The organism is Mesorhizobium sp. M1078 (assembly GCF_040318615.1).
Lineage (GTDB): Bacteria > Pseudomonadota > Alphaproteobacteria > Rhizobiales > Rhizobiaceae > Mesorhizobium.
In genome coordinates this window covers 1-12,600 of sequence record NZ_JAMYMP010000050.1, presented here as the reverse complement: position 1 = coordinate 12,600, position 12,600 = coordinate 1, and the positions used below count along the sequence as shown (strand labels likewise).

At 63.8% G+C, this 12,600-nt stretch carries 10 protein-coding genes and 1 pseudogene; 5 read left to right on the top strand and 6 right to left on the bottom strand.

Annotated elements, in window-relative coordinates; genetic code table 11:
* Positions 1 to 184 precede the first annotated feature (184 nt).
* The gene (locus NKH38_RS31105) at positions 185 to 1,444 is read left to right on the top strand and encodes a DMP19 family protein (protein WP_023685669.1); all 1,260 of its coding nucleotides are present in this window, start codon (positions 185 to 187) and stop codon (positions 1,442 to 1,444) included.
* An 11-nt stretch (positions 1,445 to 1,455) separates the two neighbouring features.
* On the opposite strand, the gene NKH38_RS31100 is transcribed toward NKH38_RS31105, so the two are convergent.
* Positions 1,456 to 2,148 (bottom strand): lysozyme inhibitor LprI family protein, encoded by a 693-nt coding sequence (locus tag NKH38_RS31100; protein WP_023685670.1) that lies wholly within the window; start codon positions 2,146 to 2,148, stop codon positions 1,456 to 1,458.
* Between the two features lie 92 nt (positions 2,149 to 2,240).
* Between NKH38_RS31100 and NKH38_RS31095 the strand changes: the two genes are divergently transcribed.
* Both NKH38_RS31095 and NKH38_RS31090 read left to right on the top strand, forming a co-directional pair.
* Positions 2,241 to 3,101, top strand: coding sequence for a phosphatidylserine decarboxylase (locus tag NKH38_RS31095; protein ID WP_352904775.1), 861 nt, complete (start codon positions 2,241 to 2,243; stop codon positions 3,099 to 3,101).
* A gap of 3 nt (positions 3,102 to 3,104) precedes the next feature.
* A complete protein-coding gene (locus NKH38_RS31090) occupies positions 3,105 to 3,920 on the top strand; it encodes a CDP-alcohol phosphatidyltransferase family protein (RefSeq protein WP_023731448.1) in 816 nt (271 codons plus the stop codon).
* A 159-nt stretch (positions 3,921 to 4,079) separates the two neighbouring features.
* Here NKH38_RS31090 and NKH38_RS31085 read toward each other — a convergent pair whose 3' ends face one another.
* Positions 4,080 to 6,302: an AMP-binding protein gene (locus NKH38_RS31085; RefSeq protein WP_023731449.1), complete on the bottom strand. Its 2,223-nt coding sequence runs from the start codon at positions 6,300 to 6,302 to the stop codon at positions 4,080 to 4,082.
* Between the two features lie 293 nt (positions 6,303 to 6,595).
* A complete protein-coding gene (locus tag NKH38_RS31080; protein WP_023731450.1) occupies positions 6,596 to 7,003 on the bottom strand; it encodes a tautomerase family protein in 408 nt (135 codons plus the stop codon).
* Positions 7,004 to 7,104: 101 nt separating this feature from the next.
* On the opposite strand from NKH38_RS31080, the gene NKH38_RS31075 reads away from it, so the two are divergent.
* Positions 7,105 to 7,968 (top strand): LysR substrate-binding domain-containing protein, encoded by an 864-nt coding sequence (locus NKH38_RS31075; protein WP_023731451.1) that lies wholly within the window; start codon positions 7,105 to 7,107, stop codon positions 7,966 to 7,968.
* A gap of 134 nt (positions 7,969 to 8,102) precedes the next feature.
* Here the strand turns inward: NKH38_RS31075 and NKH38_RS31070 are convergent.
* From NKH38_RS31070 to NKH38_RS31060, 3 genes and pseudogenes are all read right to left on the bottom strand, one after another.
* A pseudogene (locus NKH38_RS31070) lies at positions 8,103 to 9,094 on the bottom strand (DMT family transporter).
* Positions 9,095 to 9,146: 52 nt separating this feature from the next.
* Positions 9,147 to 10,034, bottom strand: a complete 888-nt coding sequence (locus NKH38_RS31065; RefSeq protein ID WP_023731452.1) for a DMT family transporter — start codon at positions 10,032 to 10,034, stop codon at positions 9,147 to 9,149.
* A gap of 149 nt (positions 10,035 to 10,183) precedes the next feature.
* A complete protein-coding gene (locus tag NKH38_RS31060) occupies positions 10,184 to 11,689 on the bottom strand; it encodes a S10 family peptidase (RefSeq protein ID WP_352764042.1) in 1,506 nt (501 codons plus the stop codon).
* 288 nt (positions 11,690 to 11,977) lie between these two features.
* Between NKH38_RS31060 and NKH38_RS31055 the strand changes: the two genes are divergently transcribed.
* Complete coding sequence (locus tag NKH38_RS31055) at positions 11,978 to 12,484, top strand: OsmC family protein (RefSeq protein WP_023731453.1); 507 nt, start codon at positions 11,978 to 11,980, stop codon at positions 12,482 to 12,484.
* Positions 12,485 to 12,600 lie beyond the last annotated feature (116 nt).

The following is a 12,600-nucleotide window of genomic DNA, read 5'->3' as shown; positions in this document are numbered from 1 at the left end:
GTCGCGAAGCGCTTTCCTGCCAAGGACGTGTGAATCTGTGGCGCCCCGACATGACCGACAATTTTGGCAAACCATCGTGCGGATGCCTCTGGATCAGAGTGCCTTTAATCCTTGAGGGCAGCTGATATTGTCGCGTCGGAAATAACCCGTTCGCGCAAGTTTTGCGACCAAGAGAGTATTTTCGATGTTCGGTTTCTTTTCCCGCAAATCCAAGAAAACGCCCGAGAAGTCGGCATCAGATTCTGGAAAGCAGTTGGAATTCGGCCTGCCGTTGCCAGTCGTCGTACTGCGTTCGAACGTCGAGGATCCTGATGAAAAGCCGTTTTTTCTCGTCTTCGCTGTCATGCAATTCGTCACAGCGATGGTTTCCAAAGGACTCTATCGTTATCCCGAAATCGACACCAAGGCGATGCAGGTCCTTCATGCCGACTCGTACTCTTCGGAGGTAAAGAACGGCGGCCATAGTCAATTCATCCACAATGCCGGGCAGGAAATCGGCGCCATGATTGCCAACGCACGAGCTGGACTCACTGCTTGTGGCGCAAAGGGCCAGCTTGCGACTTTGGAAAAGATGTCCAGCTGGATTGCAGACCATCCCAACGAAGCCGCCCGGCAGACGGGCTTCGAGGGCGGGCGGGATGATTTTCTCGATACACTTGATCATGCGTTCTACGTTGCGGATGAGGCCGCGCCCATGGAAAACCTTTTGGCGCGCTGGATCGCGTCATGGCCTGATCTGCAAGTTGTCGATAGTGACGATTACGACGACGTCATACACCGGCTGGTGATGGCCAATCCGAAGCGCGAAGGCAGGCTTCTTCATAAGTCCGTTGGCAACTTGGCAGGCCAGATGATCTTGAGCTGGCGCGATGTCGGGGCCGGCCTTGCCTGCGCCAAGATCGCGCCGCCCGAGATCAAAATCGCGTTCGGCATGGCAAGGATGCTGAACATAGAAGGAGAGAAACAGCTGGTTTTTCAACTTCAGACCAGCGCGAAGAAGACCCGACTATGCAGTGCGACGGAGACACACGTCACGGTCTACGAGTACATCGCTCCAGAAGAGTTGCTTGTCATACCGCCAGGCGAGAGCCCGCTAGCGGCTAACGCCCCGAAAGTTGGCGCCAAGCTTGGCATTGCTGAAGAGCCCGAGATCACAGCGGTCATCGAGTTGGCGGAACAATACCATGCTCCCGCCGCCGTCGACCTCCTGCTCCGCAAGGCAGGCTTCGACCCGACGGATGCCATCGTTTCTGCGAATTCGGTGGTGCAGAAGGAGGAAGGAGCAATCGTGAATTGGGTGGTGCTGGCATCAGGCCAAGTCTTCCTTTTCCAATCGTTGCGGAACGGCGGTGTGCTCTTGCGCGGTAAGGATGATGAAAGCCTCGCTGAGGCCGCTATGGCCGAGCTCAATGCCCACTTTGATCGCTCCGCTGCGGCGGGTTAGCGACAGCAAGCCTACTTTTTCTCAGTCAGGAAGAACGTGCCATCGGCATGGCCGTTGGCACCGCATGACAGGGGCTCCGATCTGCCATCCTTGCCGGCGCCGCTCTGCTCGACGACAAGCGCATCGCCGTCGCGTCGGAAGGTAAAGACAAAACCGGTTGGGTTGTCGTTGTCGACGGCACGGTCGACCAGCCGCAGAGTGTTGCGCTCCTCGACCGTGCCGTCGATCTCGCATGACCCACTTTCCGAGACTGGATTGGAAACGACATCTTCCGAGATTTCGACCTTGCCTCCGCCAACAGCCTTGATGTCGACGCTGCCGCGCACGCTGCTCCATGTGCCGATCAAACCTGCATCGGGGGGCTTGCGTATGCCGGACAGGAAGGTTGCGCGGTCGCGCAGGAATTCGCCGAGATCGAAAGTCTGTTGGTTCTTGGGCGAACTTTCGTTGAAGCCGGCGATCTGGTCGCGATACGCGATGAAATCGCTTTGGTCGTCCCGCAGCGCCTTGCCGGCATGAGCATCGAGCCTCTTCAGCAGCGCGGCATAATTCTTCGCGACGTCGGCATCGGCCTGCGCCAGGGTCGGATCGGCGCATATGGCCTTTTCCGCCACGCTGGCGGCCTTGGCGCAATCGAAGGATGGCTTGCCTTGCGCCGCTGCGTGGTCGCTCGCTGCCAGGAATACGGTCAAAACGGCACCCATGGCTGCCAATCGTATGGCAACAAGGTACGCTTTGCCTGTGTTTGGCATCATGGGCGGTCGGCCTTTTCGCCGCGCACTGAGCCAGCGGCGGTATGAACTCTGGCGGCAAAGCCGCCGGCAGGCAAGCACGTGACCGTTCCTGCCGGCTGCGGCCGATGCGGCCTTGCCCAATGTTGCGTTGCGGCCGCGGAGCCTTTCCGGTATTGAGGCCGGACCTGAAACAGGGACCGCCCCCAGCCCATGAGCTCCAGCCAATGAGCCTCGTCGACTCGATCAAGAATGCCTTCGTTCCGATCCATCGCGAGGGCTATCCGTTCATTGCCGCCTTTGGTGCGGGCACGCTGTTCCTCGGCTATTTCTCCTCGGTGCTGTTCTGGATCGGCCTGATCCTGACCGCCTGGTGCGTCTATTTCTTCCGTGACCCCGAGCGTGTCACCCCGGTCGATGACAGGCTGGTGGTCAGTCCCGCCGACGGCGTCATCTCGGCGGTCGGCCCGGCCGTGCCACCGCGCGAGCTCGGCCTCGGCAACACCGAAATGACCCGCATCTCGGTGTTCATGAATGTCTTCTCCTGCCATGTGAACCGTGCTCCCGTGCGCGGCCGCATCACCAAAATCGAGCATCGGCCGGGCAAGTTCCTGAATGCCGAACTCGACAAGGCAAGCTCGGAGAACGAGCGCAACGGGCTGGTCATCGACAGTCCCAACGGAATCGTTGTCGCCGTGCAGATCGCCGGCCTGGTGGCACGCCGCATCGTCTGCTGGGCCGAGACCGGCGGTTCGATCGCCATCGGCGAACGCTTCGGCTTGATCCGCTTCGGCTCGCGCGTCGATGTCTTCCTGCCTTCGACCGCGGTGCCGCGCGTCGCCGTCGGCCAGACGGCGGTCGGAGGTGAAACCGTGCTCGCCGAATTCGGCGGCGTCTCCGCAACCCCGCTCGTCAGGATTTCGTAAGCGGTGGGCGCGCCGTTCAAAAAGTTCGAGGCCCATGGCAGCGGCGGCCCGCGCATCCGCGAGATTCCGATGCGCATGGTGCTGCCCAATCTGGTCACCGTGCTTGCCATCTGCGCCGGCCTGTCCGGCATCCGCTTCGGCTTCGAGGGCCGTTTCGAGCCGGCCGTGGTGATGGTGCTGCTCGCCGCCTTCCTGGACGGCATAGACGGGCGCCTGGCGCGCATGTTGAAGGCGACATCCAAATTCGGCGCGCAGATGGATTCGCTGGCCGACATCGTCAATTTCGGCGTCGCGCCGGCACTGGTGCTCTACGCCTTCCTGCTCGACCGCGCCGGCTCCTTCGGCTGGATCGCAGCCCTTCTGTTCACCATCGCCTGTGGCCTGCGGCTGGCGCGCTTCAACGTGCTCGACGAAGACCATGACCGGCCGATCTGGCAGAGCGAATACTTCGTCGGCGTGCCGGCACCGGCCGGCGCCGTGCTGGTTATGCTGCCGCTCTATCTGTCCTTCCTGCGGCTCGGTCTCGAGCCGGACCGCCTGACGGCATTCGTCGCCACCGGCTTCACTGCGCTGGTCGCTTTCCTGCTGGTCAGCCGGCTGCCGGTCTATTCCGGCAAAAGCCTGAAAGTGCCGGGCGACAAGGTGCTGCCGATCATCCTGGCGGTCGTTCTCTACGTCCTGCTGTTGATGACCTATCCCTGGTACACGCTGACCGCCTCTGTCGCAGGCTATCTCATCTTCCTGCCTTTCAGCGTGCGGGCGTATTCGAAGCGCGCCAAGCGCGAGGGCGAAAAAGTGCCGCCGTCGGATATTGGGTAGTTGTTATCTCCCCCCTTGAGGGGGAGATGTCGCCGAAGGCGACAGAGGGGGTCGGTACGCCCCGGACGCGACCTCGTTTGAGCGAAGAGGACGTCGGCGCTTCACGCGAGGCGACCCCCTCTGGCCTGCCGGCCATCTCCCCCTCAAGGAGGAGATACGCTAAGCCGCCAGGCCCAGCCCCAGCTTCTCGATCGCCAGGTTCCGCGTCGAGACATAATCCGTCTTACCGGAACCCAGCACCGGGATCTCCTCGACCTTGACGATGTCGTTGGGCACCATCAGTTCGGCCGCACCTGCCTTCTTGCCGAAGGCGCGCAGTTCTTCCGGATCGGCGTCGTCGGCGGTGGTGACCAGCACGATGCGCTCGCCGCGCCTCTTGTCCGGCACCGCCACCGCGGCGTGGCGCTCTTCCGGCCACAGCGACTGCACCAGCATCTCGACGGCGCCCAACGACACCATCTCGCCAGCGATCTTGGCGAAGCGTTTTGCCCGGCCGCGAATGGTGATGAAGCCTTCGCGGTCGACCGAGACGATGTCGCCGGTGTCGTGCCAGCCGTCCAGCGGCTGCAATTCGCCGGGCCGGTCAGCGGTCATGTAGCCCATCATCAAATTCGGCCCGTCGAGCCACAGGCGGCCGGCACCCTCGATACCCTCGACCAGTTCGAGCTTCATGCGCATCGCCGGCAACAGCCGTCCGACCGTGCCGTCGCGACCATGGATGGCGGTGTTGACGGCGACGACGGGAGCGGCCTCCGTCAGCCCGAACCCCTCGATGATCGAGGCATCGAAGCGCTCGCGATAAACGCGCCGCGTCTCCGGCTTCACCGCTTCCGCGCCGGCGACGACGAAGCGCAGGCTGGAGAAATCGCCATCCTTTGCGGTGCGGGCATAGTTGGCGAGGAAAGTGTCGGTGCCGAACATGATGGTCGGCTTCACCTTGCGAGCGATCTCCGGGATGATCTTGTAGTGCAGCGGTGACGGGTAGAGGAACAGTTTCACCCCGGTCACCAGCGGCAGGATGGTACCGCCGGTCAGGCCGAAAGAGTGAAAAACCGGCAGCACGTTGAGCAGGATGTCGGACGGCGAAATGGTAATGCGCGCCTCGGCCTGCATGGCGTTGGCGTGGAGATTGCGGTGCGACAGCACCACGGCCTTGGGCGTGCCTTCCGAGCCTGAGGTGAACAGGATTGCGGCGGGCTTGGCCGCATCCTGCCGCTGCAGCGGGAATCGCCAGAGCACCGCTGCTGCGAGCTTTTCCAGCGTCGTGACGCTTGCGCGCACATCCTCGAGCCACAGCATTTTGGCGCCGCCGGCCTCGATCGCGGCGATGATGTCGGCAAGCGCCGCCTTCTCGACGAACGCGCGCGAGGAAACCACCGTTCGGATGACTGCCGCGCGCACCGCGGCGGTTACGCTGGCCGGCCCTGCCGTGTAGTTGATCATCGCCGCTACCCGGCCGGCCGAGAGCAGGCCGACGAAGGACAGCACCACGCCATTGGCGTTGGGCAGCAAAACCCCGACCGCTTCGCCGGGCGCCGCCACCGCCTCGAAACGGCGGCCGAGCACGCGCGCGCCGATGAACATTTTTCGATAGCTGAGCGAGCCGCTGATCACATCCTCGATGATCGGGTGCGAGGCGCCGGTGCGATCCGCGGCATCGCGCATGGCCAGGAACAGGCCGCGATCGAGGTTGCTGCCATAAAGCCGCGCCTCGGCGATGCGGTCGAACAACGCATTGGTGTTGGAAGCCTGGTCGGGGTTGCGCGCCACCAGTTCGGCAATCGTCATTGGCTCCAGCACGCTGATCGAGAGTTTTGGGAACCAGTGGCGCGGCGCCCGGTTCTTTGGCGTCAAGGAAACCGGCAGGTCGCGCGAGCCGGTGACGAAGATCGGCACGATGCGGGCGTCGGCCTGCATGGCGATGCGGGTGACGGCGCGGAACAGGCGAAACGTCTTCACATCGGGCTCGACGTCATCGGGCAGATAGACGGCAAGCCGGCCTTTACCCTTCAGCACCCTGACCAGCCGCCGGCTGACGAAGAGATGCTCGGCGTTGAAGGCGATGGTGCGGCCAAGCTCGCGCCAAGGCTCCATCCAGGGCGAGCGCGCCGAGGCCTCGTCGAGAATGTGCAGCGCGTCGTCGGGCAGCAGCGACAGCATCAGCGCCGGCTCGAAGCGTGACTGGTGCGAGACCACATAGATCACCGGCGTCGGCGCGTTGCGGGCAATGCGGATGCGCCGGTCATCGATCCGGTAGGCGAGCTTGAACGGCACATAGAGTAGCGCCTGGGTAAAGCGCAGGTCGAGACGAAACGTCTCGATCGCGCCAATCAGCAGCCAGGCCAGCACGAGGCCTGCAAGCAGCGCCAGTGTCAGGATCATACCGCGTCTCTCCCAACGTTCCGATATCGCGGCTCTTCGTCCGCTTCGGGGAGAGCGTAGCGCAATGGGGGGCGAGGTCAATGCGGAAGGGACAAGCTCCCCTTCTCCCCTTGGGGAGAAGGTGGATCGGCGCGCAGCGTCGAGACGGTTGAGGGGTGTTCCAGCGGAGTGAGACGTTGAAAATCAAGACCTATCAAGCGCTTAGTTCTTGAAGATTGCCATCCTACCAACACCCCTCATCCGACCCCGCTTCGCGAGGCCACCTTCTCCCAGAAGGCCAGGCTGCCGCGCGCTCAAGCCGCCTTCAGCCGCCCGCTGATGAACCGGAACTCCTGCGACTTGCCGCCATAACCGTACGCCGCGGCCGGGACTTCATGCACGAAGGCATAGCTCTCCTCATGCACGCCACCGAGCAGCTTACCAAAGGTGTCGAAGATCGCCTTCAGATAAGCCTCCAGTTCCAGCTTGGTGTTGGTGCCGTCGACCACCTTGATGTCGAGCCAGAAAGTATTGGCGCCATGCTCGGCCAGCGACTTGCCGCCGGCGAACCAGTGCTGCGGGTCGATATAGGTGACAGCGACGGCGGTGATCGTCGGGTCCTTGCGCAGATGGGTTGCGGTCAGGCCGGTGATTTCCTTGGCGATTGTGGCGGACAGCTTGGCGTCGGGCTTACCGGTGACGCTGATGTTGATGATGGGCATTTTTCTCTCCTTCGTTTGAGCGGCGTTGGAGAGACAATGCCACCATCTTTGGGTCAAAAAAATCGAATTGTCTCGAACATAAGGTTCTGTATTATCGAAGTATGCAAGCTCTCGATCCCGATCTGCTCAAAACCTTCCTTGCCTTTGTCGAAGGCGGCTCGCTGGCTCAGGCTGCTTCTGTTGTCGGCCGCTCGCCCTCGGCGGTGACCGCGCAGATGCAGCGCCTGGAGGAGATCGTCGGCGAACCGCTGCTGGTGGCGCAGGGGCGCGGGCGCGGGCTGACGCCGGCCGGCGAGGATCTTGTCGGTCATGCCCGCCGCATTCTTGCCGTGCACAGCGAGGCCTGGTTGGCGCTCAAGGGCGCGCGTGCCGCTGGTCGCGTCGCCATCGGCACGACACAGGATTTCGCCGATAGCGGCCTGCCGGAGTTGCTGCGCGCCTTCGCGACCAGCCATCCGCGCGTCAGGGTCGAACTGCGCGTCGGCCGTTCGGCCGAGCTTGGCGAGGCGCTGCAGGCCGGGCAGCTCGATCTGGCCGTTGTCATGCGCAAGACGCCGGCCAATGACGAAGTAGGGCTGTTCAGTGAACCGATGCTGTGGCTGTGTTCGCAAAAGGGCCTTGCCGTGCGGGAAGAGGAACTGCCGCTGGCGCTGCTCGACCCCTATTGCGGCTTTCGCGAAGCAGCACTCGCGGCCCTCGATGCTGCCGGCCGCCGCTACCGCATTGCCGCCGGCAGCGCCAGCCTTGCCGGCTTGCGCACGGCGGTCAATGCCGGCATCGCGCTGACCTTGCGCACCGCCCGCTTTGCCCATTCAGGCATTGCCGAAGCACCGCGCGAATTCGCCCTGCCGCCAGTGCCGACAGCGCAATTCGCGATAAAACTCGGCCAGGGCGCCGAGCGGCCGGCGCGCGATCTTGCCATCCTGCTCAGCGACAACCTCGCCTTGCCCGGCTTTGCCGGCTGATGTCCAAAGAAAAAGCCGACCTTTACGGTCGGCTTTGAGGAGGACGGGTCGAGGGGTTTGGGGGGACTTGGGGGGTGACCCGTCGCACATAAAACTGCCTGATCCGCATGATGGTTCCATGACTTGGAAAATAATTATTGGGTTGCCGCACTTTTTCTCGCGGCCAGCCAGTCGCGCCCCGCATGGGCGAAAACCGCGCACAGTACTATGGCGCCGCCGATCAGGCTGGCGGCCGGCGCGATCTCGCCGAGGAACAGGAAGGCGAACAGGATCGCAAACGGCACTTCGGCGGCACCGAGAAGGCCGGACTCAGGCGCAGGGATCAGCCGCGAGCCTTCCGTCCACAGGATCGACGCCGCCGCAAACGATCCTCCGAAGGCGACGAGCAGCACGGCGTCGCGAGCAGAAATCGCCAGGGGGTCGGTGACGAACCAGCCGAGCACGAACAGCAGAAGCGCCGAGACTGCGCCCGCCCACACCACCGGCGTGTCGCGGAAGGCGCGCACCATGATCATGTAGAGCGCGCTGCCGGCGGTCATCAGCAGCGCGAGCCCATCGCCAAACAGATGACCGCTGCCGAAGCCGGAGCCGACCATCATCGCCACGCCGCACAGCGAAACGGCGGCGGCGGCAAGCGTCTGCGCCCGGAACGGCTCGCGCACCAGCACGAGGGCGAGCAGCGCGGTGATGAAGGGCGCGGTGGCGTAGATGACCGCGACATTGGCGACATAATTAGCCTTGGTTCCCCGGGCTCCCATGGAGCCTGCCGGTTCCTGATTTCACCACGCTCCCGTGGTTCCCCGCGGCCGGCATAGGTGAATTTGAACGCCGAGATGAAGGCGATGCTGGCCGCGGCGCCCTCGAGGGCCAGCAACCAGCCGCGCCAGCCAAGCCGCAAGCTTTCCCGCCCGCCGGAGCGGCGCCGGCGCCACAGCGCATAGAAGGTGATCAGGATCGCGCCGACAAAGCCGCGCCAGCAAGTGATGGTCAGCGGGTCGGCGTGGATCGATTTGGTCAGCACGCCGGTGAGGGCGAAGAAAGCCGCCGAGGCCGCCACCAGCATAATGCCGAGCGTACGCTCGGCAGCGGTATCTGTGGTGCCTGGGCCGTCGAGCGCTTCCGTCATCTCAGCAGCCTATCCGTCTTCTCCTGCCACCATGCTGTCAGCACGGGGGTACTCATAGCCGCTTGCGGAAATGCTCGTTGCCGATGATCAGCAGGCCGGCGCCGACGATCAACGCTGCCCCCAGAAACACCTCGCGACGCGGCACGTCGCCCCAGATCGCAAAGCCGAGCCCGAAGGCCCAGACCAATGAGGTGTATTCGAACGGCGCCACGATCGACACCGGCGCCCGCTTCATGCCTTCGAACAGCATAAATTGCGCCACGCCGCCGAGCGCGCCGACGCTGATCAAAAGCAGCAACTGGCGCCAGTCCGGCATCTGCCAGACCAACAGCGCCGGCACCGCGGAAAACACCAGGAAGTAGAAATTGTTGAGCACAAGCTGGATCAGCGTGCGCTCGGCCAGCGCCGTCTTGCGCAACAGCACCACGGCAATGCCCCACAGCACTGCCGCCGCCAGTACCAAGAGCATCGGCACGGACAAGCCGAGACGAGTGGGATCACAGGCGATGAAGACGCCGACGAAGCCGATGAACACCGCCAGCCAGCGCAACAGCGGCACCTTTTCGCCAAGCATCACCACCGACAGCACGGTGACGATGATCGGGGCGGCGTAATAGATGGTGGTGAGTTCGGCCAGCTGCAGGGAGCGGGCCGCGTTGTAGTAGCAGAGCCAGGCGCCGAGCGTGAAGGCGCTGCGCACCAGCATCGGCCGCACGATGGGCGAGCGCATTGTGTCGGCAAAGACGCGCGGTCCGCCGATTGCAGCACAGCCGATAAGCACAGCGATCGAGCGGAAGAACATGATCTGCCAGACGCTGATGCCGACGACCAGAAGCTTGATCGCTGCGTCCTGGGTCGAAAACAGGAAATAGGCGCAGCCGGTGAACAGGATGCCGGCAAGCACCCTTTCGCGGGTTTCCAGAATGGCAATATCGGCCATGCGGCGTGTCCGGCGCTGTCAAGAGGACGAAGAAGAAGCCTGCCCCAATCAGGCTCCCATTGCAGGCTATACGGGCGAAAGCCTGCGGGGCGCTACGCCAGTGGCAAGCTTGCGTTGGCGCAGCCTGGCCGACAGCGTGGGCACGCCGTTCACTGTGTTGCCTGGTAGAGCTCCGAAGCGGCCTCCTTCAGGGCGCGCCGGCCGCCCGGCCTGAGATACATCATGTGGCCGCCTTCGATGACGTCGAGACGGATGGGTTTTGCCCCGCCCAGCGTCGGGATCTGGCTCACCAGATAGCGTGAGGCCAGATAGGGAGTGACCAGATCGGTGTCGCCGTTGACGATCACCACGCCGAGCCCCGGGTTGAGCGAGCGCGCCCGCTGCAGATCGTCCATCACCCCGGCATAGCCTTGCCGCGAGCCGCCATAGTCCCAGGCGTGGGTCACATCGCCATTGAGCAACCTGTAGCTGACATCGGTGCGAAAATTCAGCTCGTCGCGCGCATAACCGACAAAGGCCGAGGTCAGCGCCGGCACGCTGCGGTCGAGCACCGGATCCGGGCCGGCGCTGCGGGCGCTCTCCGGGGCGATGTCGCTGGTGGCGATGGTGCCGTCATACGGGCTGAGCACTTTGCCACTGGCGCGCTGGAATTCGCGCGCGAACAGGCCGGTCGGGATGCGGGCGAAATTGCGCTGCACGAGGTCGAGCGGCAGGCCGGTGATCTCGGCCACGCGCTGGCTGGCCAGCCGCCCGCCCTGTTCCAGCCCGCCGGTCAGAGCCGTGAGGTAGTCGCCCAGCGCATACTTTTCGACCTCGGCGAGCTTTTCGCGCAGTGCTTCGCCGCTGAAGCCTTCGCTGCGCAGGCGCACCGCCGCCAGCGAGGGCAGTTCCAGCGCCCAATGCAGCGGCTGGAATTCGTCGGGCAGCACCAGCGTTAACTCCAGTGCAGGCGAGATCAGTACGATGCCGTTGGGGCTCAGGCCGACATCTTCCTGCAGGGTCCTGGCGAGAAGTGCCGCGCGGAACCCGCCATAGCTTTCGCCGGCGAGGAAGAGCGGCGATCCGGTGCGGCCGTTCTGGGCGAGATAGAGCCGGATGAAAGCGCCGATCGAACTGGCGTCCTGGCTGACGCCCCAAAAATCTTTCGTGTCCTGGCCGGGGGCCTCGCGGCTGTAGCCGGTGCCGACCGGATCGACGAAGACGAGGTCGGTCATGTCGAGCCAACTGTCGGGATTGTCGATCAGCTTTTGCGGCGGCGGCAGGAATTGGCCATCGGCGCCGGTCGCGACGACACGCGGGCCGAGTGCGCCGAGATGCAGATAGGCGGATGCCGCGCCCGGGCCGCCATTGAAGACGAAGGTGATGGGGCGAGCCTTCTCCGCGCCCGCCAGTGGCGGCAGCGTATAGGCGACATAGAAGATTTCCGCGGTGACCTCGCCCTTGCCGGATAGCAGCGACAGCGTGCCGGCCTTAGCCTGATAGCCCAGCTTGCGCCCGGCAATGGTGATTGAATGGCTGGTCGTCTGCGGTGCCGGCAGCAGCGACAGCACGCCGCCGGCAGGGGCGGGGCGCTCGGGCGTTTCGGCGAGGACTGGCTGCGCGAAGGCTGCAAGCACCAACAGGGTAAGCGAGATCAGTTTCAGCTTGAACGGCATGATGTCTCCGCGGGAATGACTCTGCTTACGTATGGCCGGGGCGGTCGAAGTCAAAGTAACTCTTCGTGAGGTAGCATTCCTTCAGCCCCCCTCTGTCCTGCCGGACATCTCCCCCACAGGGGTGGAGATTGGATGTCGCGACCGCCTTCGCTAATCGCCGGCGTAGAAAGCGCCATCGGCGAAGCTGCAGATCTCCCCCCTGTGGGGAGGTGGCCGGGCCAGAGGGGGGCGCTGTCTCGCCGGCATATCAGTGCTATCAAAGTGCGAAGGACCTGAAAGGAATGCAACATGGATGCCACCGCACTCAAAGCCATGCAGGCGCCGATCAAGGAGGCTTATCGCGACGATTCCTCGCGAGCGCTGATCACGCTTCGCGCCAAAGGCTCCATCGACGACCAGTCGATTGCCTGCAAGGTCGAGACGGGCAGGGCGCTGGCGGTCGCCGGCCTGCATCCGGCGACCGGCGGTTCCGGGCTCGAATTGTGTTCGGGCGATATGCTTTTGGAGGCGCTGGTGGCGTGCGCCGGCGTGACGCTGAAGGCAGTGGCGACGGCGCTGGAATTCAGGCTTGGCGCAGCCACCGTCGAGGCCGAAGGCGATCTCGACTTTCGCGGCACGCTGGGCGTGGCCAAGGACGCCCCCGTGGGCTTTCGCGCCATCCGGCTGAATTTCAACCTCGACACGGATGAGCCGCAGGACCGCATCGATTCGCTCATCAAGCTGACTGAACGCTATTGCGTGGTCTTCCAGACCATCAACAGCAAGCCGGAGCTGACGGTGAAGGCGCGCGCCTGATCTCCCCCCCTTGAGGGCATAGGCGCTAAGATAGCTTTGGCATGGACTGAAACTTGCGCTTTCGTGGTGGTTCGCGCCAGCGATATCGCAAGGCATGGAGATTTTGGCGCAGGGCC

What these genes read in the sequence shown, in the direction of transcription:
- NKH38_RS31105 (WP_023685669.1), top strand. Translation starts at nt 185, where the DNA reads ATGTTCGGTTTCTTTTCCCGCAAATCCAAGAAAACGCCCGAGAAGTCG.
- NKH38_RS31100 (WP_023685670.1), bottom strand. Translation starts at nt 2,148, where the DNA reads ATGGGTGCCGTTTTGACCGTATTCCTGGCAGCGAGCGACCACGCAGCG.
- NKH38_RS31095 (WP_352904775.1), top strand. Translation starts at nt 2,241, where the DNA reads ATGAACTCTGGCGGCAAAGCCGCCGGCAGGCAAGCACGTGACCGTTCC.
- NKH38_RS31085 (WP_023731449.1), bottom strand. Translation starts at nt 6,302, where the DNA reads ATGATCCTGACACTGGCGCTGCTTGCAGGCCTCGTGCTGGCCTGGCTG.
- NKH38_RS31080 (WP_023731450.1), bottom strand. Translation starts at nt 7,003, where the DNA reads ATGCCCATCATCAACATCAGCGTCACCGGTAAGCCCGACGCCAAGCTG.
- NKH38_RS31075 (WP_023731451.1), top strand. Translation starts at nt 7,105, where the DNA reads ATGCAAGCTCTCGATCCCGATCTGCTCAAAACCTTCCTTGCCTTTGTC.
- NKH38_RS31065 (WP_023731452.1), bottom strand. Translation starts at nt 10,034, where the DNA reads ATGGCCGATATTGCCATTCTGGAAACCCGCGAAAGGGTGCTTGCCGGC.
- NKH38_RS31060 (WP_352764042.1), bottom strand. Translation starts at nt 11,689, where the DNA reads ATGCCGTTCAAGCTGAAACTGATCTCGCTTACCCTGTTGGTGCTTGCA.
- NKH38_RS31055 (WP_023731453.1), top strand. Translation starts at nt 11,978, where the DNA reads ATGGATGCCACCGCACTCAAAGCCATGCAGGCGCCGATCAAGGAGGCT.